This is a genomic window from Variovorax terrae, from assembly GCF_022809125.1.
GTDB classification, from domain to species: Bacteria; Pseudomonadota; Gammaproteobacteria; order Burkholderiales; family Burkholderiaceae_C; genus Variovorax_A; species Variovorax_A terrae.
On record NZ_JALGBI010000001.1, the window covers coordinates 770,049 to 796,602 of the forward strand.

At 71.0% G+C, this 26,554-nt stretch carries 23 protein-coding genes; 10 read left to right on the forward strand and 13 right to left on the reverse strand.

The window, feature by feature from the left end:
• Positions 1-16: 16 nt before the first annotated feature.
• Genes MMF98_RS03555 through MMF98_RS03570 form a run of 4 tightly spaced genes read right to left on the reverse strand, consistent with a single transcriptional unit; the run spans position 17 to position 3,182 of the window.
• Entirely contained in the window at positions 17-181 is a 165-nt protein-coding gene (locus MMF98_RS03555; protein ID WP_243304382.1) for a hypothetical protein, read from the reverse strand.
• Entirely contained in the window at positions 178-1,098 is a 921-nt protein-coding gene (locus MMF98_RS03560; protein ID WP_243304384.1) for a DMT family transporter, read from the reverse strand. The genes MMF98_RS03555 and MMF98_RS03560 overlap by 4 nt, the downstream gene beginning before the upstream one ends.
• Positions 1,095-1,601: a methylated-DNA--[protein]-cysteine S-methyltransferase gene (locus tag MMF98_RS03565; protein ID WP_243304385.1), complete on the reverse strand. Its 507-nt coding sequence runs from the start codon at positions 1,599-1,601 to the stop codon at positions 1,095-1,097. Before MMF98_RS03565 ends, MMF98_RS03560 begins: the two co-directional genes overlap by 4 nt.
• 6 nt (positions 1,602-1,607) lie before the next feature.
• Positions 1,608-3,182 carry a DNA-3-methyladenine glycosylase 2 family protein gene (locus MMF98_RS03570; protein WP_243304387.1) on the reverse strand — a complete coding sequence of 525 codons (1,575 nt, stop codon included), beginning with the start codon at positions 3,180-3,182 and terminating at the stop codon, positions 1,608-1,610.
• A gap of 106 nt (positions 3,183-3,288) precedes the next feature.
• Between MMF98_RS03570 and MMF98_RS03575 the strand changes: the two genes are divergently transcribed.
• Genes MMF98_RS03575 through MMF98_RS03590 form a run of 4 tightly spaced genes read left to right on the forward strand, consistent with a single transcriptional unit; the run spans position 3,289 to position 7,911 of the window.
• Positions 3,289-4,677, forward strand: coding sequence for a phosphomannomutase/phosphoglucomutase (locus MMF98_RS03575; protein WP_243307289.1), 1,389 nt, complete (start codon positions 3,289-3,291; stop codon positions 4,675-4,677).
• Positions 4,678-4,706: 29 nt separating this feature from the next.
• Positions 4,707-5,705, forward strand: coding sequence for a lipopolysaccharide heptosyltransferase I (waaC, locus tag MMF98_RS03580; protein ID WP_243304389.1), 999 nt, complete (start codon positions 4,707-4,709; stop codon positions 5,703-5,705).
• A complete protein-coding gene (gene kdoO / locus MMF98_RS03585) occupies positions 5,702-6,589 on the forward strand; it encodes a Kdo hydroxylase KdoO (protein ID WP_243304390.1) in 888 nt (295 codons plus the stop codon). Before waaC ends, kdoO begins: the two co-directional genes overlap by 4 nt.
• 5 nt (positions 6,590-6,594) lie before the next feature.
• Positions 6,595-7,911: a 3-deoxy-D-manno-octulosonic acid transferase gene (locus tag MMF98_RS03590; RefSeq protein WP_243304392.1), complete on the forward strand. Its 1,317-nt coding sequence runs from the start codon at positions 6,595-6,597 to the stop codon at positions 7,909-7,911.
• A 21-nt stretch (positions 7,912-7,932) separates the two neighbouring features.
• Here the strand turns inward: MMF98_RS03590 and MMF98_RS03595 are convergent, their stop codons facing one another.
• The 7 genes from MMF98_RS03595 to MMF98_RS03625 form a co-directional block, all read right to left on the reverse strand.
• Positions 7,933-9,612 (reverse strand): Na+/H+ antiporter, encoded by a 1,680-nt coding sequence (locus MMF98_RS03595; protein WP_243304394.1) that lies wholly within the window; start codon positions 9,610-9,612, stop codon positions 7,933-7,935.
• A 228-nt stretch (positions 9,613-9,840) separates the two neighbouring features.
• Entirely contained in the window at positions 9,841-11,184 is a 1,344-nt protein-coding gene (locus MMF98_RS03600; protein WP_243304396.1) for a TolC family outer membrane protein, read from the reverse strand.
• A gap of 37 nt (positions 11,185-11,221) precedes the next feature.
• Positions 11,222-11,569, reverse strand: a complete 348-nt coding sequence (locus tag MMF98_RS03605) for a rhodanese-like domain-containing protein (protein ID WP_243304399.1) — start codon at positions 11,567-11,569, stop codon at positions 11,222-11,224.
• Positions 11,570-11,588: 19 nt separating this feature from the next.
• A complete protein-coding gene (locus tag MMF98_RS03610) occupies positions 11,589-12,278 on the reverse strand; it encodes a protein-L-isoaspartate O-methyltransferase family protein (protein WP_243304400.1) in 690 nt (229 codons plus the stop codon).
• Positions 12,279-12,296: 18 nt separating this feature from the next.
• Positions 12,297-15,488, reverse strand: a complete 3,192-nt coding sequence (locus MMF98_RS03615) for an efflux RND transporter permease subunit (protein WP_243304402.1) — start codon at positions 15,486-15,488, stop codon at positions 12,297-12,299.
• A gap of 3 nt (positions 15,489-15,491) precedes the next feature.
• Positions 15,492-16,661, reverse strand: coding sequence for an efflux RND transporter periplasmic adaptor subunit (locus tag MMF98_RS03620; RefSeq protein ID WP_243304404.1), 1,170 nt, complete (start codon positions 16,659-16,661; stop codon positions 15,492-15,494).
• Complete coding sequence (locus tag MMF98_RS03625) at positions 16,658-17,359, reverse strand: TetR/AcrR family transcriptional regulator (RefSeq protein WP_243304406.1); 702 nt, start codon at positions 17,357-17,359, stop codon at positions 16,658-16,660. The genes MMF98_RS03620 and MMF98_RS03625 overlap by 4 nt, the downstream gene beginning before the upstream one ends.
• 168 nt (positions 17,360-17,527) lie before the next feature.
• On the opposite strand from MMF98_RS03625, the gene MMF98_RS03630 reads away from it, so the two are divergent.
• Together MMF98_RS03630 and MMF98_RS03635 are read left to right on the forward strand one after the other, a co-directional pair.
• On the forward strand, positions 17,528-18,748 hold the full coding sequence (locus MMF98_RS03630) for an MFS transporter (RefSeq protein WP_243304408.1): 1,221 nt from the start codon (positions 17,528-17,530) through the stop codon (positions 18,746-18,748).
• Positions 18,749-18,852: 104 nt separating this feature from the next.
• On the forward strand, positions 18,853-20,154 hold the full coding sequence (locus MMF98_RS03635) for a UDP-N-acetylglucosamine 1-carboxyvinyltransferase (protein WP_243304410.1): 1,302 nt from the start codon (positions 18,853-18,855) through the stop codon (positions 20,152-20,154).
• Between the two features lie 4 nt (positions 20,155-20,158).
• On the opposite strand, the gene MMF98_RS03640 is transcribed toward MMF98_RS03635, so the two are convergent.
• Together MMF98_RS03640 and MMF98_RS03645 are read right to left on the reverse strand one after the other, a co-directional pair.
• Complete coding sequence (locus MMF98_RS03640; protein ID WP_243304412.1) at positions 20,159-20,920, reverse strand: YdcF family protein; 762 nt, start codon at positions 20,918-20,920, stop codon at positions 20,159-20,161.
• 58 nt (positions 20,921-20,978) lie between these two features.
• A complete protein-coding gene (locus MMF98_RS03645; RefSeq protein ID WP_243304413.1) occupies positions 20,979-22,166 on the reverse strand; it encodes an acyl-CoA dehydrogenase in 1,188 nt (395 codons plus the stop codon).
• Between the two features lie 121 nt (positions 22,167-22,287).
• On the opposite strand from MMF98_RS03645, the gene MMF98_RS03650 reads away from it, so the two are divergent.
• The 4 genes from MMF98_RS03650 (at position 22,288) to MMF98_RS03665 (ending at position 26,518) form a co-directional block, all read left to right on the forward strand.
• Entirely contained in the window at positions 22,288-23,193 is a 906-nt protein-coding gene (locus MMF98_RS03650) for a LysR substrate-binding domain-containing protein (protein ID WP_243304415.1), read from the forward strand.
• A 19-nt stretch (positions 23,194-23,212) separates the two neighbouring features.
• Complete coding sequence (msrA, locus tag MMF98_RS03655) at positions 23,213-23,752, forward strand: peptide-methionine (S)-S-oxide reductase MsrA (RefSeq protein WP_243304418.1); 540 nt, start codon at positions 23,213-23,215, stop codon at positions 23,750-23,752.
• 32 nt (positions 23,753-23,784) lie between these two features.
• Positions 23,785-24,342, forward strand: coding sequence for a hypothetical protein (locus tag MMF98_RS03660; protein WP_243304420.1), 558 nt, complete (start codon positions 23,785-23,787; stop codon positions 24,340-24,342).
• A gap of 70 nt (positions 24,343-24,412) precedes the next feature.
• Positions 24,413-26,518, forward strand: a complete 2,106-nt coding sequence (locus tag MMF98_RS03665; protein ID WP_243304421.1) for a TonB-dependent receptor — start codon at positions 24,413-24,415, stop codon at positions 26,516-26,518.
• The last annotated feature ends 36 nt before the right edge of the window (positions 26,519-26,554 follow it).

Genomic DNA, 26,554 nt, shown 5'->3' on the forward strand with positions numbered 1-26,554 from the left:
AGGCCGGCCCGCCGCCTCAGCCTTCGCGCGCCAGCTTCTTCAGCGCCACCTTGTCGGCGCGCCGCACCGCCGCCTGCGACTTGCGGTGCGAGCCGGCCTTGCGCCGCGCGGCGGCGGCCACCAGCGGGTTGCGCGGCTTCGGGGCGGCCAGCTTGAGCTTGATCTTGCGCGCGGAGCTCATCGCCACAGCTTGACGAGGCCGGTCGACAGCGCCGTGCCCGCCACGATCACCGCGCCGCACAGCAGCATCCAGCCGGTCACGGCTTCGCCCAGCAGCAGTGCGCCGTAGATCACGGCGAACACCGGCACCACGAAGGTCACGGCCAGCGCGCGCGCCGGGCCGGCATGCTCGATCAGGCGGAAGTAGAGGATGTAGGCGACGCCGGTGCACAGCACGCCCACCGCGATTAGCGCGCCCCAGGCCTGCAGGCTGGGCGCCTGCGCGGGCCAGAACCACAGCGCGGGCAAGGCCAGGCCGAGCGTGGCGCCGACCTGGCTGCCGGTGGCGGTGACCAGCGGCGGCAGGCCGCTCAGGTAGCGCTTGGCGTAGCTGGCCGAGATGCCGTAGCACAGCGTGGCCACGAGGCAGGCCAGCACGGCCCAGCCCGGCGCGATGCCCGAGGCGTCGGGCTTGAAGCTGGCCTTGTCCCAGGCCAGCATGGCAACGCCGACGAAGCCCACCGCCAGCCCGACGATGCGCGAGCCATGCGGCCGGTCCTTGAGCCAGAGCCAGGCCACGATGGCGCCGAACAGCGGCACCGTGGCGTTGAGGATGGCCGACAGCCCCGTGGTGATGGACAGCAGCGCGAACGAGAAGCAGGCGAACGGGATGCCGGAGTTGAGCACGCCTACCACCAGCACGGCCTTCCAGTGCTTGAGCAGGTCGGGCCCGAGCCCGCGCCACAGCAGGAGGGGCAGCAGGAACAGCGCCGCGATCGCCACGCGCAGCGCCGCCGTGGGCAGCGCGCCGAACTCCACCGTGGCCACCCGCATGAACAGGAACGACGCGCCCCAGATCGCCGACAGGAGCACGAAATCGAGCAGCCACGGCTTGGCGGCGCTGGCGGGCGCGGAGGCCGAAGAGGCGGCCCCGCTCACCGTGCGCCCTCAAGCTGCAGCAGCGCGCTCTTGCGCTCCAGCCCGCCGGCATAGCCGGTGAGCGAGCCGTCGGCGCCGAGCACCCGATGGCAGGGCACGATCACGCTCAGCGGGTTGCGGCCCACCGCCGCGCCCACGGCGCGCACGGCGGCCGGTTTGCCGATGCGCGTGCTCAGCTCGCCGTAGCTCGCGGTGGCGCCGCTCGGAATGCGCAGCAGCGCCTGCCAGACCAGTTGCTGGAACGGCGTGCCGCCCTGCAGGTCGAGCGGCAGCTCGAACACCGTGCGCCGGCCGGCGAAGTAGTCCTGCAACTGCTGCTCGGCCAGTAGCAGCAGCGGGTGGCCGCTCGCATGCGGCCAGGCCCCGGGCCCATCGACCTGCGGCGGCAGGTGGCGCTGGCCCTCGAACCAGACGCCCGCCAGCCCCTTGGCCGTGGCGGCGATGATCACCACGCCCAGCGGGCTGGCAAACCGGGTTTGCACGATGGATGTGTCAAATTTCATGATGAATCACCTCATGGTCCGCGTCGTGCGGACATTGTCTGCTATGGATTTGGGAGCAGCCTGGGGCTGGGCCGGCACCGGGCTGGCGCTCCAGGCGCGGATCACGGCATAGCTGCGCCAGGGCTTCCAGGCCTGCGAGGCGGCTTCGGCCTCGCGCGCCGGCTGCTTGCTGCCCTGCACGCCCAGCGCCTTGTGCAGCGCCACGTCGCCGGCCGGGAAGGCGTCGGGCCAGCGCAGCGCGCGCATGGCGACGTACTGCGCCGTCCAGTCGCCGATGCCGGGCAGTTCCTTCAACGCCGCCACGGTGGCGTGCACGTCGGCGCCGCCGTGCAGCGCAAGACGCCTGTCCGCCACGGCCTGCGCGATCGCCACGATGGCGGCCTGGCGCTGGCGCACGATGCCGAGCTGGCCCAGGGCGTCGCCGCCGGCCTGCGCCAGCACGGCGGGCGCGGGGAACAGGCGCGTCAGCTCGGAGAAGGGCGTGTCGATCGGCTCGCCGAAGCGGTCCACCATGCGCTGCGCCAGCGTGCGCGCGGCCGCCACCGTGATCTGCTGGCCCAGCACGGCGCGCACGGCCAGCTCGTAGCCGTCCATCGCGCCCGGCACGCGCAGGCCGTCGCCTTCGGGAAAGCTCGCGTGCAGCACGGCATTGATGGCCTTCGGGTCGGCGTCCAGGTCGAGCATGGCGCGCAGCCGGCGGATCACCAGCGGCAGCACCTCGCGCAGCGAATCGCTCACGTGCAGCAGCACCTGGCAGCGCGCTTCGTCGAACTCGGCGCTCAGCCAGCCGGCATGCGCGCGGCCGCCGGCCTCGGTGCGGAAGGTGCGCCGGATCGCGGGGCTGCCGGGGCCGCCATCGATGGACTCCACGGCATGCAGCACGCGTTTGCCGAAGAAGCCGAGCAGGGCCGGCACGTCGTAGGGCGGCCGGTAGCCGAGCTTGACGGCCTGGCCCAGGCCGGATGCTGCGGCGCCGTCGCGCCGCAATTGCGTCGGGTTCAGCCCGTAGTGCTGCACGAAGGCGGCGTTGAAGCGCCGCACGCTGGCAAAGCCGCTGGCCAGGGCGATCTGGGTCACAGGCAGGCTGGTGTCCGCCAGCAGCTGCTTGGCCGTGAGCAGGCGGCGCGTCTGCAGGTACTGCAGCGGCGAGACGCCGAACTGCGCCTCGAAGATGCGGCGCAGGTGGCGGTCGCTCACGCCGAGCTTGTGTGCCAGTTGTTCCACCGAAGGCGCAGCGGCCGGCGTGGGGGCCATGCTTTCCCAGATGTCGGGCTCGTCCAGCAGCCGGGCGGCCTGGTGCGCGAGGATGTAGGAGGCGTCCTGGATCGACCACACCACCGAGTGCGGCGCCAGCTCGGGCCGGCAGCGCAGGCAGGGCCGGAAGCCCGCGCGCTCGGCCTGCGCGGCATGGCCGAAGAAGCGGCAGTTCTCGCGCTTGGGCGTCTTCACGCGGCACACCGGGCGGCAGTAGATGCCGGTGGAGGTGACGCCGGTGAAGAAGCAGCCGTCGAAGCGCGCGTCCCGCGCCTTGAGGGCGAGGTAGCAGGCGTCGGGCGCGATGGTGGCGGTATCGGGCGGCATGGTGCTGATGATAGGCCCGCGGCGGGTTTTGACTCGCCGTTTCCGGACATGTCCACACGCCTACAATCCGGGCAGCTTTCCAGGAACCATGCAAGGGACACGCTTCATGCAGCTCGCCGCCTCCATTTTCAAGGCCTACGACATCCGCGGCATCGTGCCGTCCACGCTCACGCCCGAGGTGGCCGAGGCGCTGGGCCGCTCGTTCGGCACCATCGCGCGGGCCGAGGGCGAGACCACGGTGGCGGTGGGCCGCGACGGCCGCCTGTCGGGGCCGGATCTGAGCGCCGCGCTGGTGCGCGGGCTGGTGGCCGCCGGCATCGACGTGATCGACGTCGGCACGGTCACCACCCCGATGCTGTATTTCGCCGCCAACACGCTGTGCGCCAGCGGCATCCAGGTCACGGGCAGCCACAACCCCAAGGACTACAACGGCTTCAAGATGGTGATGGGCGGCCGCGCCATCTACGGCGAAGAGATCCAGGCCCTGCGCCGCATGATGGAGGCCGGGAACTGGGTGCTGCAGGCCGGCGGCCGGGTGCGCAACGTGAACGTGCTGGCGCCGTACCGCGACCGCATCGCCGGCGACATCAGGCTGGCGCGCCCCTTGAAGATCGTGATCGACTCGGGCAACGGCATCGCCGGCGCCTCGGCGCCCGGCATCTTCCGCGCGCTGGGCTGCGAGGTGACCGAGCTGTACAGCGAGGTCGACGGCAATTTCCCCAACCACCACCCCGACCCGAGCAAGCCCGAGAACCTGCAGGACCTGATCGCCGCGCTGAAGGCCACCGGCGCCGAGCTGGGCCTGGCTTTCGACGGCGACGGCGATCGCCTGGGCATCGTGACGAAGGACGGGCAGAACATCTACCCCGACCGCCAGATGATGCTGTTCGCGCAGGACGTGCTGTCGCGCGTGCCGGGCGGCACCATCCTGTTCGACGTCAAGTGCTCGCAGCGCCTGGCGCCGGCCATCCGCGCGGCCGGCGGCCAGCCGCTGATGTACAAGACTGGCCATTCGCTGATCAAGGCCAAGATGAAGGAGATCGGTTCGCCGCTGGGCGGCGAGATGAGCGGCCACATCTTCTTCAAGGAGCGCTGGTTCGGCTTTGACGACGGCACCTACGCCGGCTGCCGCCTGCTCGAAATCCTCAGCCGGTCGCCCGACGCCAGCGCCGTGCTCAATGCCCTGCCCACCAGCTTCTCGACGCCCGAGCTCAATGTGGCATGCGCCGAGGGCGAGCCGCACCGCGTCACGGCCGAGCTGCAGGCCAAGGCCGCGGCGGCGTTCGCCGAGCCCGCCGTCATTTCCGATATTGATGGCCTGCGCGTGGACTGGCCCGACGGCTTCGGCCTGATCCGCGCCTCCAACACCACGCCGGTGCTGGTGCTGCGCTTCGAGGGGCACACCGAAGCCGCGCTCGACCGCATCGAGGCCGATCTGCTGGCCCTGCTGCGCAGCGTCAAGCCCGATGCGCGCATCGAGGCCGGCGCGCACTGATCCGAGCCCTGACACGCGCCCGCCGTTCCGTGAACATCCTGATCGTCAAAGTCTCGTCGCTGGGCGACGTGGTCCATACCATGCCCGCCGTGCAGGACCTGCGCCAGGCCCTGCCGGGCGCCCGCATCGACTGGGTGGTCGAGCGCGGCTTCGCGCCGCTGGTGCGCCGCTGCGCCGGCGTCAGCCGCGTGATCGAGCTCGACCTGCGGCGCTGGCGCAAGTCGCCGCTGTCGGCGGGGGTGCGCCGCGAATGGCAGGCGTTTCGCGCCGCGCTGCGCCAGCAGCCCTATGACGCGGTGATCGACCTGCAGGGCCTGACCAAGTCGGCCCTGGTGGCCTGGCTGGCGGCGCTGGCGCCCGGCGGGCGGCGCTACGCGCTGGCCAACCGCACCGACGGCGCCGGCTACGAGCCGCCCACGCGCTGGGTGGCCGACGTGGCGGTGCCGATCGAGCCGCACACCCATGCCGTGATGCGTTCGCGCGAGCTGTGCGCGCGGGCGCTCGGCTATCAAGTCCCCGATTTGGAGTGTTTTGGGCTGGAGGTCCAGGCGCAGCGGTCATTGGATGCTATCGAAAAAGGAGTGGCCAGGGCCCCGGTCGCGTTCGTGCACGGCACTTCGCGGGCCGACAAGCAGTGGCCGCTGGCGCACTGGATCGAACTCGGCCGGCGGCTCAACGCCGAAGGCCATGCGGTGGCCCTGCCGCACGGCAGCGAGGAGGAGCTGCGGCGCAGCGAGGCCCTCGCGCGCGAGCTGCCGCTGGCCCGGGTCTGGCCGCGCCTGGCGCTCGATGCGCTGGCCGACGAGATGGCGGGCTGCGCCGGCGTGGTCGGCGTGGACAGCGGCCTGAGCCACATCGCGGTGGCGCTGGGCCTGCCGCATGTGCAGATCTACAACTTCGACACCGCCTGGCGCACCGGCCCCACCGGCTCGGCCCGCCAGTGCAGCGTGTTCGCGCAGCCCGCGCCCACGGTGGACGCCGTGTGGCAGGCCTGGCAGCAGGTGTCGGCCACCGGGAGCAGGCAATGACGCAGATCGTGGACATCCAGGGCAATGACTGGGGCCTGGGCCCGGCCGACGCGGCGCAGCGCGCCGCCTGGCTGGCCGTGCTCGAACGCGGCGGCGTGCTGCACTTTCCGGGACTGCGCTTCGCGCTGCAGGCCGGCGAGGTGGCGCTGATCGACCCGCGCCACGCCGATCCGAACCGCAAGAACATCAGCCTCGACCCGCGCAGCGGCGTGCTGCACGGCGTGGTCGGCGATGCCGCCGTGCAGCAGCGCGTGCAGGCGCTGATCACGCGCTTTCACGGCCAGGCCCGCGAACTGGTGGATGCGCTGGCGCCGTCCTACGGGCCGGCGCTGCGGCTGGCGCCCACCAGCCTGCGCCTGTTCGGCGTGGAAGGGCGCGAGACCTCCTGGCGCAAGGACGACAGCCGGCTGCACGTGGACGCCTTTCCCTCGCGCCCCAATTACGGCGAGCGCATCCTGCGCGTCTTCACCAACCTCAACCCGGCCGGCCGGCCGCGCGTGTGGCGCGTGGGCGAGCCGTTCGAAGCCGTGGCGGCGCGCTTCGCCTCGCTGGCGCCGCCGTACCGGCCCTGGGCCATGCGCTGGCTCGAGCGCCTGCACGTGACCAAGTCGCTGCGCAGCGAGTACGACCACCTGATGCTGTACCTGCACGACCTCATGAAGGCCGACCTGGACTACCAGCGCGACTGCCCGCAGCAGACCGTGGCCTTTCCCGCCGGCAGCACCTGGGTCTGCTTCTCCGACCAGACCTCGCACGCCGTCATGAGCGGCCAGTTCATGATGGAGCAGACCCTGCACCTGCCGGTGGCCGCGATGCGCGAGCCCGGCTGCTCGCCGCTGGCCTGCCTGGAGCGCCTGATGGGGCATCCGCTGGTGCCGGCCTGACGACCATGCGCTGGCTCTACAGTGCCTTTCTCTGGCTGATGCAGCCGCGCCTGCGGGCCCGGCTGCTGCGCCGCGGCACGCACGAGCCCGGCTACCTGCACGCGGTGGAGGAGCGCTTCGGCCGCTACACCATGCCGCCGGGGCAGGGTTACGTCTGGGTGCACGCGGTCTCGCTCGGCGAAACCCGCGCCGCCGCCATCCTGGTGGAGCAGCTGCGCCAGCGCCTGCCCGGCATGCGGCTGCTGCTCACGCACGGCACGGCCACCGGCCGCGCCGAAGGCCTGAAGCTGCTGCAGCCCGGCGACGTGCAGGCCTGGCTGCCCTGGGACCTGCCGGGCGCCGTGGGGCGCTTCCTGGCGCACTTCGGCCCGCGCATCGGCCTGCTGATGGAAACCGAGGTCTGGCCCAACCTGGCGGCCGCCTGCCGCGCGCGCGGCGTGCCGCTGGTGCTGGCCAACGCGCGCCTGAGCGAGTCCTCGCTGCGCAAGGCCCGCGGGCTGGCCTGGCTGTCGCGCCCGGCCTACCGCGCGCTGGCCGCCGTCTGGGCCCAGACCGAGGCCGACGCGCAGCGCCTGCGCGCGCTCGGCGCGCCGGTGCAGGGCGTGTTCGGCAACCTCAAGTTCGACGCCGAGCCCGAGGCGGCCCCGCTCGCCCGGGGCCGGGCCTGGCGCGCCGCGGCCGGCCGGCCGGTGGTGATGTTCGCCAGCTCGCGTGAGGGCGAAGAGGCCTCGCTGTTCGAGGTTTTGAAGCGTTTTCGGGCCGATGTCCAGGTGCAGCGGTCATTGTCTGCTATCGAATCAGGAGCAAGCGGCGTGCAGTGGCTGGTCGTGCCCCGGCACCCGCAGCGCTTCGACGAGGTGGCCGCGCTGGCGCAGCAGCAGGGGTTCAGCGTGTCGCGGCGCAGCGCCTGGGGCGACGCGCCGCCGGCGCCGGCCGACCTCTGGCTGGGCGACTCGCTCGGCGAGATGGGGCTGTACTACGGCCTGAGCGACGTGGCGCTGCTGGGCGGCAGCTTCGCGCCGCTGGGCGGGCAGAACCTGATCGAGGCCGCGGCCTGCGGCTGCCCGGTCATCATGGGGCCGCACACCTTCAACTTCACGCAGGCCGCCGAGCTGGCCGAAGAGGCCGGGGCCGCGCTGCGCGTGGCGGACCTCGCCGCCGCCGTGCCCGCGGCCGCGCAGCTGGCGGCCGATGCGCCGCGCCAGGCCGCGGCGGCGGCGCGCGCGCGCCAGTTCGCCGAAGCGCACCGCGGCGCCGTGCACCGGACGGTGCAGGCGGTGCTGGGCCTGCTGGGCGCGGCCGGCGCCTCGGGCCGGCGCTGAAACCGCCGTCTCGGGGCGACCTCAGCCGCCGTGGCCGCGCAGCGCCACTTCATGCCGGTCCAGCTCGTCGACCAGCGTGCGCAGGGTCTCGTCGTTGATCTGGTGGCGCAGGCGCAGCCGGTGCAGTTCGTTGCGCTCGGCCTGCAGCGCCTGCAGGCGCAGGGTTTTTTCCAGATGGGTGCTCCAGTGCGAAGCCCGCCGTTCGCGGTGGTCGCCCGCGGCCTGGGCCAGGCGGCGCCGGTAATCGTGGCCGACCCGGGCGTGGACCGCCGCCAGCGCGTCCGCATCGGCCTCGCCGGGCGCCGCGTCGGCCAGAGGCTCCAGCGCGGCGGGCACCGTGTCCAGCAGGCGCACGGCGGCCAGCGAGGCGCGCTTGCGGGCCCAGCGCTCCTCGCGCTCGTGGGCCGTGGCGGCCGAGCCATCCAGCTTGCGCAGCAGCCAGGGCATGCCCACGCTGCCGATCACCAGCGACAGCACGATCGCCACGGCGGCCTGGAAGATCAGCAGGTCGCGCGCGGGGAACGCCGTGCCGTCGGGCAGCGTCAGCGGCACGCTCAGCACCGCCGCCAGCGTGATGGCGCCGCGGATGCCGCCCAGGGCGCCCACCCCCAGCAGCACCAGCGAGGGCCGCGCCGCAGGCGTGCGCCCGCGCAGGCGCGCCAGCCACACCGGCAGGCCGGTGAGGCAGGCCAGCCAGGCGAAGCGCAGGGCCAGCAGCGCCGCCATGATGAGCAGCGCGGCGCCGAACAGCTCGGGCAGGTGCTGCCCGGACGGCGGCCCGAGCGCATGGCTGGGCGGCGGCGCGTGGCGCAGGATGTCGGGGAACTGCAGGCCCAGCAGCAGGAAGATCAGGCCGTTGAAGGCGAAGCTGATGACGTCCCAGGTGGCGCGCGTCTGCAGGTGGCTGGCGTTGAAGCGGCTGCTCTTCACGTCGAGCATGTTGGCCGTCATGCCGGCGGCGACCGCGGCCAGGATGCCGGACAGGCCGAAGTGCTCGGCAATCAGGTAGGGCGCGAACGGCATCAGCAGGAGCAGCAGCACGGTCGGCTTCACGGGATGCCCTTCGTGCCAGCGCAGCAGCCGGTGGTGCAGCAGGCCGAAGGCCCAGCTGAAGGCGACGCCGACGGCCACGCCGCCGCAGGCCATCAGCACGAAGTCCAGCGCCGCGCGGGGCAGCGAGAAGCTGTGGGTCATCGTGGCGGCGACGGCGAACTTCATGGCCACCAGGGCCGAGGCGTCGTTCATCAGCGACTCGCCCTCGAGCACATGCTGCAGGCCCGGCGGCAGGCGGTGCCGCCCGGCGATGGCCGAGACCGCCACCGCGTCGGTGGGCGAGAGCACGGCGGCCAGCACGCAGGCCACCGACAGCGGCAGGCCCGGCACCATCGCGTGGATCAGGGCGCCCAGGCCGGCCACGGTGGCCAGCACCAGCCCGACGGCCAGCACCAGGATGAGCCCGCGGAAGTTACCGAATTCGCGCTTGGGGATCTGCCAGCCCTCGGCGAACAGCAGCGGCGGGATGAACAGCAGCATGAACACGCCCGGGTCGAACGGAACGTGCAGGCCGACGTCGGGCCAGGCCAGGGCCGCGCCGAGGGCGATCTGCAGCAGCGGCAGCGGCACGCGCGGCAGAAAGCGGGTGGCGAGGCCCGAGCAGGCGACCAGCGTCAGCAGGCCCAGGGTGGTCAGGACGGTGTCCATGCGGCGGATCGGCGGGAAGCGGCGGTGTTCGGGCAGGCCGTTGCGGCCTTCCGGGCACTCTAGGCGCTGGCGCGCCGGCGCGTATGAAGGCGGTGCAAACGCCCGGTAAATCCGCTTTTCAGCGTGCTACGGGCGTGCGTGAAGGCTATCGCGAGGCGAGGGTCGATGGGTTCGGGGCCGGCGGGCCCGGCCAACCCGCGGGGCGCCGCCGGCAGAGGGGGCGCGGGGTTACTTGGCCAGCAGCGCGTTGACGGCCTGCAGGTCCTCGGGCCGCAGCGTGCCGTTGGCCTGGCGCAGCTTGAGGCCCCCCACCAGCACGTTGTAGCGCGAGGCGGCGAGGTCGCGCTTGGTCTGGAACAGCTGGCTCTGCGCGTTCAGCACGTCGATGTTGATGCGCACGCCGACCTGGTAGCCGAGCTTGTTGGCGTCCAGCGCGCTCTGGCTGGAGGCTTCGGCGGCTTCCAGCGCCTTGACCTGGCTCTGGCCCGACAGCACGCCGAAGAAGGCGGTGCGGGTGGCCTGGGCCACGCCTCGGCGCGCGCCTTCCAGGTCGTTGCGGGCCTTGTCTTCCAGGGCCAGCGTTTCGCGGATGCGGTTCTGCACCGAGAAGCCGGCGAACAGCGGCATGTTGAACACCAGGCCCACGGAGGTGACCTTGGTGCGAAAGTCGGGGTTGGCGGCCCCGGTGGTGGCGCTGCCGTTGAGGTTGCGCGTGACGCCGTAGCTGGCCTGCAGGTCGAGCGTGGGCTTGTGGCCGGCCTCGGCCTTGCGGGTTTCGAGCTGCGCCACGTCGACGCTGGCGCGCGCCTGGCGGATGCTGGGGTGCGCGTCCTCGGACTGCAGCACCCAGGTGTTGACGTCGCCGGGCTGCAGCGCCGGCAGCACCACGGGCGCGGCGACCGGCCGGGGCGCGGTGTCGGTTTTGCCGACCAGCTGGTCGAGCGCGATCTTGCGCACGCGCAGGTCGTTCTCGGCGGCGATTTCCTGGGCGATCACGAGGTCGTAGCGGGCCTGGGCTTCGCGCGTGTCGGTGATGGTCGAGGTGCCGACCTCGAAGTTGCGCTTGGCCGAGGCCAATTGCTCGGCCACGGCGGCCTTCTGCGCGCGCACGAAGGCCAGGCTGTCGTGCGCGCCCAGCACGTCGAAATAGGCCTGGCTGATACGCACGATCAGGTCCTGCTCGGCGGCGACCAGCTGGGCCTGCGCCAGCTCGACTTGCCGCTTGCCCTGCTCGTAGGCGGCCAGGTTGGCCGGGCGGTACAGCGGCTGCGAGGCGCTCAGCGTGGCGTTCTGGTTGCCGAAGTAGCGGTCGATGACCGGGTTGTTGTTCTGCAGCTCGTTGCGCTGCACGCCGGCGCTGAGGCCGGCCGTCGGCAGCAGGTTGGCCCGGGCCTGCTCGGCGCGGGCCAGGTTGGCGTCGTACTGCGAGCGCGCCGATTGGTAGGTGGCGTCGTAGGCGCGGGCCGATTCATACAGTTCCAGCAGGCTTTGCGCCCGTGCGGGCCCGCCAAGCGTCACGCCCAGGGTGGCGGCGAGAGCCATGGACAGGGGGAGAAGCCGGAACAGTTTCATGGTCATCCTTACGGGAGCAGGGCAGCAGAGGGAGGTGTCAGTAAAGCGGAACCGCCGCGTCGCGCTCGCGCGACCAGGCATCGATGCCGCCGGTGATGTTGGCGACCTGGGTGAAGCCGTTCTGCGCGAGGAACGAGGCCACGCGCAGGCTGCGCGCGCCATGGTGGCACAGGCAGGCCACGGGCTGCGCGGGGTCGAGTTCGCCCAGGCGGGCGGGAATCTCGCCCATGGGAATGGCCACCAGCGCGAAGCCGTCGGGCTGCACGCTGGCGGTCTGCAGTTCCCAGGGCTCGCGCACGTCCAGCACCACGGGCTGGTCTGGCGTTTGTTGCCGGGCGGCCTGCAGCCAGGGGCCGAGGTCGCCGGGGCGGATGTGGGTGATCATGGCGCTTGCTCCGGCGGGTTCAGAAGTTGAAGCGCGAGGGCTCGGCGAAGTTCTGCAGGCGCGGCGCCACGGTGTCCCAGGGCTGGGCCGTGCTCCAGGCGCTCTCGCTGGTGCGGGTGACGAAGGTGGCGCGCATCATGGGCTCGAAGCCCACGACGGCGGCCAGCCGCCCACCCACCTTGAGCTGGGCCAGCAGGGCGGGCGGGGCCTCGGCCACCGAGCCGCTGAGCAGGATGACGTCGAACGGGCCGTCCACCGAGACGTCCTTCGAGCCGTCGGCATGGCGCACCTCGGCGTTGTGCACGCCGGCCTGCTGCAGGTTGGCGCGCGCCGTCTGGGCCAGGGCGGCGTCGATCTCGAGCGTGATCACGCGCTGGGCGCGGTGCGCCAGCAGGGCGGCCATGTAGCCGGAGCCGGTGCCGATTTCCAGCACCTTCTCGTGCTTCTGCACATTCAGGTCCTGCAGCAGGCGGGCCTCGACCTTGGGCGAGAGCATGCAGCGGCCCTGGCGGATCGCCTCCTCGCTGTCCTCGCCCAGCGGGATTTCCATGTCCACGAAGGCCAGCGCCTTGTGCGCCAGCGGCACGAAATCCTCGCGCTTGACCACCGACAGCAGGTGCAGCACATGCAGGTCCAGCACATCCCAGGGGCGGATCTGCTGCTCGATCATGTTGAAGCGGGCTTGTTCAAGGGCGGCGGATGGGTTCATGGTGCGTTCTCCGGGAGATCAGGACAAACCTTCAATTTTAGAGGGCTTGTGTGAACCCCATTTGCGGCGCAGCCAGCCCGCCAGGTCGTCCATGTAGCAATACACCACCGGCACCACCACCAGCGTGAGCAGCGAGGAGGTGATGACGCCGCCGATCACGGCCTGGCCCATCGGGGCGCGCTGCTCCGAGCCCTCGCTGATCGCGAAGGCCAGCGGCACCATGCCGAAGATCATGGCCAGCGTGGTCATCAGGATCGGGCGCAGCCGCACGCGCGCGGCCAGCAGCAGCGCCTCGGTGCGCCCCAGGCCCGGCGCGGGGCGGCCCTGCTCGTCGGTGTGGTCCTCGCGCGCGCGGATCGCGAAGTCCACCAGCAGGATGGCGTTCTTGGTCACCAGGCCCATCAGCATCACGATGCCGATGATCGAGAACATCGACAGCGTGGAGCGGAACATCAGGAGCGCCAGCACCACGCCGATCAGCGTGAGCGGCAGCGAGGTCATGAGCGCCAGCGGCTGCAGGAAGCTCTTGAACTGGCTGGCCAGGATCATGTAGATGAAGATCACGGCCAGCGCCAGCGCCGAGACGGCGTAGCCGAAGGACTCGGCCATGTTCTTGGCCGAACCGCTGAACTGGTAGCGGTAGCCCGGCGGGAAGCTGATGCCGTCCAGCGCGGCGCGGATGTCGTTGGACACCTCGCCGGCCGAGCGGTTGTCGACGTTGGCGTTGACGGCCACCTCGCGCGACAGATCGCGCCGGTTGATCTGGTTCGGGCCGGTCGATTCCTGGACGGTGGCGACCTGGTTGAGCCGCACCACGCGCGAGCTGCCGTCGGCGTTGCTGCCCATGGCGAAGGGCAGGCGCTCCAGGTCCTGCGGCGTGTTGCGCGCGTCGGGCGCCAGGCGCACGTTGACGTCGTAGGTCTGGTCGTCGGGCGCGCGCCAGTTGCCCACGGTCTGGCCGGCCACCAGCGTGCGCAGCGAGGCGGCGATCTGTGCCACCGACAGGCCCAGGTCGGAGGCGGCATCGCGCCGCACCTGGATGCTGAGGGTCGGCTTGTCGGCCTTGAGGCTGGAGTCGAGGTCGACCAGGCCCGGGATGTCGCGGATCTTCGCGGTCACGAGCTGGGTCAGGCGCTCCAGTTCCTTCAGGTCGGGGCCCTGCAGCGAGAACTCGACCTGCTTGTTGCCGCCCACCGAGTCGAGCAGGCCCACGTGCGTGACCGTGATGCCGGGCACCCGGGCGAGCCGGTCGCGCAGCACGGCCGAGAGCTGGTCCACGCTGCGGCTGCGCGCCTTGCGGTCGACCAGGCGCACGTAGACGCTGGCGTAGATCTTGCCCGCCGCGTTGCCGGTGTTGATGGTGGACAGCGTGTACTTCACCTCGGGGAATTCGCGGATGATGGTCTCCACCTGCCGCGCCTTGGCCTCGGTGACTTCCAGCGCCGAGCCGACCGGGGTGTAGAAGCTGACCGAGGTTTCCGAGAAGTCGGCCTTGGGCACGAACTCGGTGCCCAGCAGCGGCACCATGAAGAGGCTGGCGACGAAGGTGGTGAAGGCCAGCGCCAGCGTGGCCAGCTTGTGGCGCAGCGACCAGCCCAGGATGCCCTGGTAGGCCTCGGCCAGCGCGTCGGTGCTGCGGTCGAACCAGCCGGTCACGCGGCCGATGGTGCGGTCGTACAGCGTCACCGGCGCCTGCTGGCCTTCGCCGTGCGTGTGGATGCTCGGGTCGTGCCAGATGCTGGACAGCATCGGGTCGAGCGTGAAGCTCACGAACATCGAGATCAGCACGGCGGCCACGATGGTCACGCCGAACTCGTGGAAGAACTTGCCGATGATGCCGCCCATGAAGCCGATCGGCAGGAACACCGCGACGATCGAGAAGGTGGTGGCCAGCACCGCCAGGCCGATCTCCTGCGTGCCGTCCATCGCGGCGTTGTAGGGGCCCTTGCCCATCTGCACGTGGCGCACGATGTTCTCGCGCACCACGATGGCGTCGTCGATCAGCAGGCCCACGCACAGCGACAGCGCCATCAGTGTGATCATGTTGATGGTGAAGCCGAACAGGTTCATGAACAGGAAGGTGCCGATCAGCGCGATCGGCAGCGTCAGGCCGGTGATCACGGTGGAGCGCCACGAGTTCAGGAACAGGAACACGATCAGCACCGTGAGCAGCGCGCCCTCGATCAGCGTCTGGCGCACGTTCTGCACCGCCACCCGGATCGGGCGCGAGCCGTCCATGATGGGCTCCAGCCGCACGCCCGGCGGCAGTTCGGAGCGGAGTTCGGCAATGGCCTTGGTGAGCCCGTCGATCACCTGGATGGTGTTCTCGTCCTGCGACTTCTGCACCGTCAGCAGCAGGGTGCGCTGGCCGTTGTAGAGCGCCAGGCTGTCGATCTCCTGCGCGCCGTCGCTGACCGTGGCCACCTGGTCGACCCGCACCGGCGCGCCGTTCTTGCGCGCCACGATGATGCGCCCGAAATCCTCGGGCCGCTGCATGCGCGCGTCGATCTGCACCACGCGCTCCTGCTGCAGCGAGCGCACCGCGCCCATGGGCAGGTCCTGGCTCTCGTTGCGCACGGCGGTGGCCACCTGGTCGGCGCTCACGCCGAGCGCTTCCAGCGCCTGCGGATTCAGGTAGAGGTTGATCTCGCGCTTGGTGCCGCCGACCAGGCTGACCGAGCCCACGCCGCGCACGTTCTCCAGCCGCTTCTTGAGCACCTGGTCGGCCCAGTTGGTGAGCTCGACGGCGGAGGGCGCCTTGCCTTTCGACGTGTCGGGCAACACGGCAAGCGACCAGATCGCGCGGCTGGCCGGGTCGAAGCGCAGCACGCGCGGGTCCTTCACCTCATCGCGGAAATTGGGGCGGATGGCCGCCACCTTCTCGCGCACGTCCTCGGCCGCCTTGCGCCCGTCCACGTAGAGCTGGAACTCGATGATGACGACCGACATGCCCTCGTAGCTGCGCGAGGTGAGGGCGTTGATGCCGGCGATCGAGTTGACGCCTTCCTCGACCTTCTTGGTGACCTCGCTCTCGATGATCTGGGGCGAGGCGCCCGGGTACTCGGTGGTGATCACCACCACCGGGAAGTCGATGTTGGGGAACTGGTCGACCTGCAGGCGCTGGTAGGAGAACAGCCCGAGCACCACGAAGGCGAGCATCACCATCGTGGCGAACACGGGGTTGCGGAGACTGACTTTGGTGAACCACATGGCTCAGGACGCGCTGCGGGCGGCGGAAGCGGGAGCGGCGGCCGGCGCGGCAGGCTGCGTGAAGCGTACCGCCGTGCCCTCGCGCAGCGTGCCGACGCTGCCGTTGAGCACGACGGCGTTCTCGGCCACGCCCTTGATGGCGACCATGAGTTCATTGCCGGCATCGCCGCGCGGGCCCAGCTCGACGCTGCGGTGCACGACCCGGTTGTCTTCCACCACCTGCACATAGGGCACGGGCTTGTCGGTGCGCACCGCCAGCAGCGGCACCGACAGTGCCGACACGCGCGCCGTGCCCAGCGTGCCCTGCGCGAACAGGCCCTGGCGCAGGCCGGTCACGTCGTCGAGCGCGAGGTAGACCAGCACGCTGCGACTGCCGGCCTGCGCGCTCGGGTTCAGGCGCACCACCCGGGCCGCGACCGGCCGGGCGCTGCCCTCGATCTGCAGCGCGGCCGTCTGGCCCACGCGCACGTCGATGGAGTCGGCCGCGCTTAGCGTGGCCTCGAGTTCGAGGCGGCTCAGGTCCACGATCTCCAGCACCTTGGTGTCCACGGCCACGCGCTCGCCGGGCTGGGCGGCGCGCAGCGACACCTGGCCCGGGATCGGCGCGCGCAGCACCGTGTCGTCCAGCGATTTCTTCGTGACGTCCACCGCGGCCTGCGCGGCCCGGTAGGTCGAGCGCGCCGAGTTCAGCGTGGCCAGCGAGGTGTCGAGCGCGGTCTGGGAGATGAAGCCCTGGTCCACCAGCGCCTTGTTGTTGTCGTACTGGCGCTGGGCGATGTCGATCTGCGCCTTGGCCGAGTCGGCCTGCTCCTGTGCCTGCCGCACGCGCGACTGGTACTCGGTGGCGTCCACCCGGGCCACCACCTGGCCGGCCTTCACCACGTCGCCTTCGCGCACCGTCAGGTCCTGCAGCTCACCGGCCACGCGGGCCTTGACCACGGCCGAGCTGACGGCCTTGAGCGTGCCCGACACCGGCAGGCCCTGGGCCAGTTCGCGGGTGCGGGCCTGCACCACATCGGCCGCGGCCAGCTCCACCACGGTCTGCGCCTTGGCGCCGGCCGCCGCGGCCAGGGTGGCCTGCTGGGCCTTGCGCGCCGAGAGCGCGCGCAGCACGCCCCCCGCAATCAGCAGGACCAGGGCGGCGATGATGATCCATTTCAGCCAGCGCTTCATGTTTTATGGTTTTCTTTGGAGTGGGCAGAGGGGGCAGGCTGCCGGCACAGGCCGTGCAGCAGGGTGTTGACTTGTGCCGCGATGTAGCGCTCGGGGTCCAGCATGCGGCCGGCCGGCACGCAGGTGCCCAGCGAATGCCGCGACATGATGAGGAAGACCATGGGCGCCACGATGCCGTAGATCGCGTAGTCCAGGTCGGGAATCTCGAACTCGCCGCGGGCCACGCCGCGCTGCAGGATGCGGCGCATCAGGTCCTGCCCGGGCTCCACCACCTCGTGCTGGTAGAACGCGGCGATGTCGGGGAAGTTCTGGGCCTCGCTGATCATCAGCTTGGTGATGCCCGAGGCCTTGGTGGCGCCCACGCGCTCCCACCAGATGGCCAGGCAGTAGCGCAGCATGTCGGCCGTGCTGCCTTCGAAGCTGTCGAACTCCTCGTTCCACTCCTTGAAGCGGCCCGAGATGTTCTCGCGGATCACGGCCTTGAACAGTTCTTCCTTGCTCGGGAAATACAGGAACAGCGTGCCCTTGGACACACCGGCGCGCGCCGCTACTTCCTCGGAGCGGGTGGCCGCGAAGCCCTTTTCCACGAACAGCTCCAGCGCCGCGTCCAGCAGTTCGCCAGGGCGCGCCTCCTTGCGGCGCTCGCGCTTGGCGTGCACCTCGGCTTGCTTTCCGCTGATGAATCGGGACAGGACCATGGAGTTAATGACTGACTGGTTAGTAATGTAACTTTTGGCTCCCGGGCCGTCAAGTCGCGGCGGCCCGTGCGCGCTTCGGCGGCCCCTGCGACACTCGCAGGTCCGTTAACAGCCAGTCCCAGACCTCTCCAGCGCGCAGGATGGTAACTTCAAATCCAGGCATCCACCATGACATCCACGCTTCCCCGACCCTTTGCCTTCCTGGCCTGGTCCAACCTGGCGGCCCAGTCGGCCGAGCAACTGAGCCTGGCGGCGGTGCCGCTGGTGGCGGTGCTGGTGCTCGGCGCCGGTCCCGGCGAGATCGGCCTGCTGGCCGCGGTGCAGACGCTGCCTTTCCTGCTGATGTCGATCCCGCTGGGGCTGCTGGCCGACCGCAGCTCGCGCCGCCGCCTGATGGTGGCGGCCGAGGCGCTGCGCGCGCTGTCCCTGGTGGCCCTGCTCGCGGCGGTGCTGGCGGACCGGCTCTCGATCGCCTGGCTGGCGGTGCTCGGCTTCGCCGGCGCCGTGGGCACGGTGGGTTTCAGCGTCGCGGCGCCCGCGCTGGTGCCGGCCCTGGTGCCGCGCGAGGCGCTGGCGGCGGCCAACGGCCGGCTCGAACTGGCCCGCAGCGCCGCCTTCGCGGCCGGTCCGGCGCTGGCCGGTGCCCTGGTTTCGTGGGCGGGCGCGCCGGCGGCGTTCGTGCTGGCCGCCGTGCTGTCGGGCTCGGCGGTGGCCCTGCTGCTGCGCCTGAGCGAGCCGGCGCGCCCAGCCGCGTCCTCGCGCCATCCGCTGCACGACATCAGGGAGGGCGCGGCGTTTGTCTGGCGCCATCCGCTGCTGCGGCCCATGATGCTGACGGGCATTGCCTGGAACATCGCCTGGTTCGTATTGCAGGCGGCCTATGTGCCGTATGCCGTGCGGGCGCTCGGGCTCAGCGCCGGGCAGGTGGGCTTCACGCTGGCGGCCTATGGCGCCGGCATGGTGGCCGGGGCCCTGTTGGCGTCGCGAGTGGTGGCGGCCATCCCGTTTGGCCGGGCGATCCAGCTCGGGCCCGTGGTGTCGGTGCTGGCCGCGTCGACGATGGTGGCCACGCTCGCGGTGCCGAGCGGCTGGGTGGCGGGGCTGTCGTTCTTCCTGTTCGGCGCCGGCCCGATCGTCTGGACCATCACCTCCACCACGCTGCGCCAGAGCGTCACGCCCGACGCGATGCTGGGCCGGGTGTCGTCGGTGTTCCTGGCCGCCAACGCCGGGGCCCGGCCGCTGGGGGCGGCGCTGGGCGGCGCCATCGGCGCGTCCTGGGGCGAGCCGGCCTGCCTGGTGGTGGCGCTGGCGGGTTTCGTGCTGCAGGCCGTGCTGATCGTCGGCTCGCAGGTGCGCAGCCTGCAGCGCCTGCCGGTGCCGGCGGGCTGAAGGCCAGGGCAGGGCGGCAGGCCCTGCAGCTTCTAGAATCGACGGCTGGCGCCGCCGCCGTTGCGATGGCGCCGCTTCTCTTTCCTCTTTCTCCTGCCTCACCCATGTCCAACCTCATCGTCCACGGCGGCACGCCGCTGCGCGGCCGCATCGTGCCGTCGGCCAACAAGAACGCGGTGCTGCCGGTGCTCTGTGCCACGCTGCTCAGCCGCGAGCCGCTGCGCCTGCACGGCGTGCCCGACATCACCGACGTGCGCAAGATCCTCGACATCTTCCGCACCCTGGGCAGCGAGGTGCGGCTCGACCCCGCCACCGGCACGCTGGACCTGCACCACCGCGACACCGTGTTCGACGCCGCGCGGCACCGGCTGCCCGAAGAGATGCGCTCCTCGATCATGCTGGTGCCGCCGCTGCTGGCGCGCTTCGGCATCGCGCGGCTGGAGGACAACGTGAAGGGCTGCACCCTGGGCGTGCGCGAGATCGATCCGCATGTGGAGGTGTTCCGCCATTTCGGCGGCGCGGTCGAGCGCGTGGACGGCTCGCTGCTGGTGCGCCGCGCCGGTCGCCTGACGCCGACCGACCACTGGCTGGACTACGCCTCGGTCACCACCACCGAGAATTTCGTGCTGTGCGCGGTGGCCGCGGACGGCATCTCGACCCTGACCAATGCCGCCTCGGAGCCGCATGTGCAGGAGTTCTGCCGCTTCATGGAGACGCTCGGCGTGCGCATCGACGGCATCGGCACCTCGCGCCTGACGGTGCATGGCGGCAGCACGCCCGGCGGCGGCGAATTCCGCTTCGCCGAGGATTTCCACGAGATCACCACCTTCCTGGCGCTGGGCGCCATCACCGGCGGCGACGTCGCGGTGCGCAACAGCGCGCCCGAGCAGTTCCCGCTGATCGACCGCACCTTCGCCAAGTTCGGCGTGCAGGTCACGCACCAGGACGGCTGGTCGCGCGCGAGCTGCCCGGACCGGCTCAAGGTGCAGACGCCGTTCACCAGCAATGTGCTGACCAAGGTCGAGGCCGCGCCCTGGCCTTACTTTCCGGTGGACCTGCTGCCCATCTTCATCGCTTTGGGCGTGCGGGCCGAGGGCAATGCGATGTTCTGGAACAAGGTCTACGACGGCGCCCTGGGCTGGACCGGCGAGCTGTCGAAGTTCGGCGCCCATGTGTTCTCGTCCGACCCGCACCGGCTCGTCACCTTCGGCGGCAACCCGCTGACGCCCGCGGTGGTGGAGAGCCCCTACATCATCCGCGTGGCGATCGCGCTGTTCATGGTGGCGGCCAGCATCGACGGCCGCTCCGAGATCCGCAATGCCACGCCGATCCGGCGCGCCCATCCGCGCTTCGTCGAGAACCTGCGCAGCCTCGGCGTGCGGGTGGAGTGGACCAGCGAGGAGTGAGGGCTCAGAGACGGGCGACCTGCAGCCCCAGCCACTCGTGCAGCACCTGGCGCGACGACCACAGGCCCTGCGCCGAGGGCAGCCATTCGAGCAGCGGGCGGCCCTGCGGCGTGATGTAGCCCATGGGCGCGGGCGTGACCTGGAAGCCCGCGCGCTCGAAGGCCTGCAGCGCCCGCGGCATGTGCCAGGCATGGGTCACCAGGGCGATGCGCTCGATGCCTTCTCGCTGCAGCAGGGCTTTCATGTGCGCGGCGTTCTCGGCGGTGTCGCGCGACTGCTCATCGACCCAGCGCAGCGTGACGCCAGAGTCCTGCAGGGCCGTGCGGCGCGCCACCTCGCCCTCGGACGGCGCGGCGGTGCCGGCATTGCCCCAGCCCACGCCGCCGGCAAAGGCCAGCGGCCGCTGCGCCTGCCGCGCCAGCCAGACGCCGTAGCGCAGCCGCGCCGCGCTGGCGCCCGCGAGCTGGGCCTCGCCGTACTCGGGCGCCTCGGGCTCCACGCCGCCGCCGAGCACCACGATGGCCTGCACCGGGCGGGCCGCCAGGCTGGCCGCCGACAGGGGCGCGACCTGCGGCAGCAGCCCCTGCGACAAGAGGATGGCCACGGCGTTACAGCTCAGCAGCCAGAGCAGGACCAGCGAGGCCGCGGCCAGCACCTTGCCAGGCCGCCGGCGCAGCACCAGCAGGCCGAACAGGGCCAAGAGCAGCGGCCCGGCCGGCGGCAGCACCAGGGCGCTGAGCAGGGGCTTGAGTTCGGCGGTTTCCATGTGCTATAAAAAATATAGCATCAAATGACCACCCGACAAGGACATCGGGCCAGAATCATCAATAAAACGCCTGCAAACCGGTTTGCGCCCGGCCCAGGATCAGCGCATGCACGTCGTGCGTGCCCTCGTAGGTGTTGACCGTCTCGAGATTGATCATGTGGCGGATCACGTGGTATTCGTCGTGGATGCCGTTGCCGCCATGCATGTCGCGCGCCATGCGGGCCACGTCCAGCGCCTTGCCGCAGCTGTTGCGCTTGATCAGCGACACCATCTCGGGCGCGGCCCGGCCCTCGTCCATCAGCCGGCCCACGCGCAGGCAGCCCTGCAGGCCCAGCGCGATCTCGGTCTGCATGTCGGCCAGCTTCTTCTGGATCAGCTGGTTCTGCGCCAGCGGGCGGCCGAACTGGGTGCGGTCCAGCGTGTACTGGCGCGCGCGGTGCCAGCAGTCCTCGGCCGCGCCCAGCGCGCCCCAGGCGATGCCGTAGCGCGCCTTGTTGAGGCAGCCGAACGGCCCCTTGAGGCCGGCCACGTTGGGCAGCAGCTGGCTTTCGGGCACGAACACCTCGTCCATCACGATCTCGCCGGTGATGCTGGCGCGCAGGCTCATCTTGCCCTCGATCTTGGGAGCCGAGAGGCCCTTCATGCCCTTCTCGAGGATGAAGCCGCGGATCGCGCTCTGGCCGTCGCCTTCGCCCTCGAGCTTGGCCCAGACCACGAACACGTCGGCAATCGGCGCGTTGGTGATCCACATCTTGGCGCCCCTGAGGAGATGGCCGCCGTCCACCGCCTTGGCGCGCGTGACCATGCCGGCCGGGTCGGAGCCGTGGTTGGGCTCGGTCAGGCCGAAGCAGCCCACCCATTCGCCGGTGGCCAGTTTGGGCAGGTACTTCTGGCGCTGCGCCTCGCTGCCGTACTCGTTGATCGGGTGCATGACCAGCGAACTCTGCACGCTCATGGCGCTGCGGTAGCCGCTGTCCACGCGCTCGACCTCGCGCGCCACCAGGCCGTAGCTCACGTAGTTGAGGCCGGCGCAGCCGTGGCCCTGGATCGTGGAGCCGAGAAAGCCCATGGCGCCGAACTCGTTCATGATCTCGCGGTCGAACGTTTCGTGGCGCGCGGCCATCAGCACCCGGGGCTGCAGCTTTTCCTGGCAGAAGGCGTGCGCCGCCTCCTGGACGGCGCGCTCGTCGTCGCTGAGCTGCTGCGACAGCAGGAACGGGTCTTCCCAGTTGAATGTGGCCTTCATGCGTGGTGTCCTTTCGGTGTCTCTCGGAATGGGGGTTTCGCGTGCGCGTGCCGTATTGTTGGACAGGCAAGGATAGTTGTCTAATATTGAATATCTATCCAACAATACATATTCCGTATCCATGGAATTTCGCCACCTGCGCTACTTCCTGGTGCTGGCCGAGGAGCTGCACTTCGGCCGCGCCGCCCAGCGGCTGGCGATCACCCAGCCTCCGCTGTCGCTGAACATCCAGCAGCTCGAAGCCTCGGTCGGCGCCCAACTGTTCACGCGCAGCAGCAAGGCGGTGCAGCTCACGGCCGCGGGCCGGGCCTTCGTGCCGCAGGCGCGCGGCCTGCTCGACCAGGCGCAGCAGGCCGCGCGCCACGCGCGCGACGTGTCGCAGGGGCTGGCCGGCAGCCTGCAGGTGGGCTTTGCCGGCACCATGCTGTACCGCGGCCTGCCGCAGCTGCTCAAGCGCTTCCAGGCCCGGCATCCGAAGCTGCGGCTCACGCTCAGGGAGCTCAGCTCCAGCGACCAGCTGATCGAGCTGGCCCAGGAGCGGCTGGACCTGGGCTTCGTGCACACCACGCGGGTGCCGCCCGGCCTGTCGCAGATCCTGGTGGCCCGCCAGCCCTTCGTGGCCTGCCTGCCGGCCGGGCACCCGCTGGCGCGCCGGCGCACGCTCTCGCTGCATCAGCTGCAGGGCGAGCCGTTCGCCGTGGTGTCGCGCGCGGTGTCGGCCGACTACCATGAGCGCATCCTGGCCCTGTGCACCGAAGCCGGCTTCGCGCCCGAGATCCGCAGCGAGCTGCGGCACTGGCTCAGCGTGGTGTCGCTGGTCTCGCAGGGGCTGGGCGTGGCGCTGGTGCCGGCCGCGCTGCGGCAGTCGGCGCTGCCGGGGGCGGCCTTCGTGCCGCTGGACGCGGCCACCGGCGTCTACGAAACCTACTGCCTGTGGAAGACCGCGCGCGACCATGCCGCCATGGGTGCCTTCCTCGACGCGGTGCGCTCCGCCGCGAAGCGGCTACAGTCGCCCCATGCCGATTGAAGACTGAAAGGACACCGACATGAGCGAGACGCAAACCATTGTGCTGGGCGGGGGCTGCTTCTGGTGCACCGAGGCCGTGTACGTGGGCGTGCGCGGCGTGACCGACGTGGAAAGCGGCTACTGCAACGGCGCCACCCCGCGGCCCAGCTATGAGCAGGTCTGCGGCGGCGCAACCGGCCATGTGGAAGTGGTCAAGCTCGACTACGACCCGGCCGTCATCAGCCTGCGCGACATCCTCGAGATCTTCTTCGTGATCCACGATCCGACCACGCTCAACCGGCAGGGCAACGATGTCGGCACGCAGTACCGCAGCGGCATCTACACCACCACGCCCGAGCAGAAGCAGGTGGCCGACGACATGATCCGCCAGATGAGCCAGGACAAGCTGTTCGGCCAGCCGATCGTGACCGAGGTGCTGCCGCTCACCAACTACTGGCCGGCCGAGGACTACCACCAGGATTACTTCGCCCATCACCCCAACCAGGGCTACTGTGCCTTCGTGGTCGGCCCCAAGGTCGAAAAATTCCGCAAGACCTTCGCCGCCTTCGTGAAAGATTGAGTCGCTAAACTACCGGGCCACCCTGTCATCGCATGAACCCCTTGCCCTGCCTCCCGAGCCTGCGCGCCGCACGCGCCGCCACCCGCCATCGCCCGGTGGCGGCGGCCGGCGGCCGGCGGCCTGCGCGGGCCGTCGCCTTGCGTGCGCCAGGGGCCGGCGGGGGATTCCACCCGGTGGCGCGGCGCATGAGGACGGCTGAACGCCTGCTGGCGCCCGCGTCGGTTCGCCGCAGGCCGCACCGCGCGCTCTGGCTGTGGGTGTTCTCGGCCCTGCTGCTGGCCCAGACGCTGGGCTTCGTGCACCAGCTTGCCCACCCACACAACGGCCTCGGCGTGGCGGTGTGGAAGCAGCCCGCCGGGCAGCCGGCGGATGCCGGGCGCGCCTGGCTGGAGCGGCTGTTCTCCGGCCACGACCGCGACAGCGCCTGCCGCCTGTACGACCAGGCAGGCCATGCCGATGCGCTGCACAGCGTGCCGGCGCTGGTCGTGCCGGCGGTGCTGTTCGCCCTTGTTCCCATCCTGTCTGCGGGCCAGATCATTGCCCGCACCGCTGCGCCGCTCGAAGCGCGCGGCCCGCCCTCGGTTCGCTGAACTCCCCGAAGCGCTGCCTCCGGCCCCAGGGCCGGGGTGCGGCCGTGTTCACCCGATTCACCGAACCATCATGAAAAAAACCTTTCACCGCGGCGCCGTGGGCGCTGCCGCCCTGGCGCTGGGCAGCGCGGCCGCGCTGGCCCAGACCGCTCCCGACACCGCCGCCGCACCGAGCCTCAAGGAGGTCACCGTCACCGGCAACCCGCTGGGCACGGCCGACCTGATCGCGCCCGCCATCCAGTACTCGGGCACCGGCCTGCTGCTGCGCTCCCAGACCACCTTGGGCGAAACGCTGGACGGCACGCCCGGCGTCAGCAGCACCTACTTCGGGCCCAACGCCAGCCGGCCCGTGATCCGCGGCCTGGACGGCGACCGCATCCGCATCCTGAACAACGGCGGCGGCGCGCTGGACGCCTCCGGCCTGAGCTATGACCACGCCGTGACGGCCGATCCGCTGACCATCGAGCGCGTGGAAGTGCTGCGCGGCCCGGGCGCGCTGCAGTACGGCGGCAGCGCCGTGGGCGGCGCGGTCAACGTGATCGACAACCGCATCCCGCGCGAGCCGCAGTTCGACGCCAAGGGCGGCGTCGCAGGCAAGGCCGACCTCGGCTTTGCCACCGGCAACAGCGAGAAGGGCGGCGGCTTCCTGGTCGAGACCGGCACCGACCGCTATGCGCTGCATGCCGACGTGTTCGACCGCAGCACCAGCGACGTGCGCGTGCCGCTCTCGCTGAGCTGCACCCAGGGCGGCGTGACGAGCTTCGGCAACCGCATCTGCAACTCGGCCAGCAACACGCGCGGCGGCGCCCTGGGCGGCTCGATCTTCTTCGACCAGGGCTACCTGGGCGCGTCCGTCAGCACCTACCGCAACAACTACGGCACGGTGGCCGAGGACGAGGCCACGATCCGCATGCGCTCCAACCGCTATGCGCTGGAAGGCGAGCTGCGCGGCCTGGGGGGCTTCTTCCAGTCGGTCAAGGGGCAGTTCAGCCACACCGACTACCAGCACACCGAGTTCGACGCGGGCGATCCCAAGACCACCTTCAAGAACAAGGGCGACGAGCTGCGCATCGAGGCGCGCCAGGCGAAGTTTGGCCAGCTCGAAGGCATGATCGGCCTGCAGGTCGACAACACCAACTTCTCGGCCGACGGCGCCGAGGCTTTCGCGCCGTACAGCCGCACCCGCCAGACCGCGTTGTTCGCCTATGAGGAGCTGGGCCTGTCCTGGGGCCGCCTGAGCTTCGGCACGCGGGTGGAGCGGGTCTCGGTGAGCTCCGCGGGCAACCCCGACATCGCGCGCTTCTTCGTCGGCAGCCGCGATTTCACGCCCGTGAGCTACGCGCTCGGCGCCCTGGTCAACCTGAGCAGAGGCTGGCAGGCCACCTCCAACCTGGCCTACACCGAGCGCGCGCCCAAGGACTACGAGCTGTTTGCCAACGGCCCGCACGGCGCCACCGGCACCTACGAAGTGGGCAACCCGGCGTTCGACAAGGAGCGTTCGGTCAACCTGGATGCCGGCGTCAAGTGGAAGAGCGGGGCCGACAGCTTTGCGCTCAGCGCCTTCGTCAACAACTTCAAGAACTACATCTCGCTGGAGTCCACCGGCAACACCCGCGACACGGCCGGCAACGGCGCTGGCGGCGTGGGCGTCACCGACTGCGGCGACGGCACCTCGGTGCAGTCGGGCTGCACGGCCGGCGTGCTGCCCGAGTACGCCTACCAGCAGGTGCGCGCGCGCTTCACCGGGCTGGAGGCCAGCGGCACCAAGCGCCTGCTCGACGGGGCCTCCACGCTCGACCTGGAGCTGCGTGGCGACCTGGTGCGCGCCACCAACCTCGACACCAACCAGCCGCTGCCGCGCATCGCGCCTCAGCGCGTCGGCGCCACGCTGATCTGGGGCCAGGGGCCGTGGGGCGCGCGGCTGGGCTTCAACCATGCGGCGCGCCAGGACCGCGTGCCCACGGGCCAGTTGCCGACCGACGGCTACACGCTGTGGAACGCGGCCCTGACCTACCGCATGAAGGCCGGCGTCTCCAACCTGCTGTGGTATGCGCGGCTCGACAACATCGGCAACCAGCTCGCCTATTCGGCCACCTCCATCCTCACGCAGACCGTGCCGGGGCGCGCGCCGCTGCCGGGGCGCAGCCTGAAGGTGGGCCTGCAGGCCAGCTTCTAGGGGCTCTTCCCCTGCCGCCGCGCGGGCTGCGCGGCG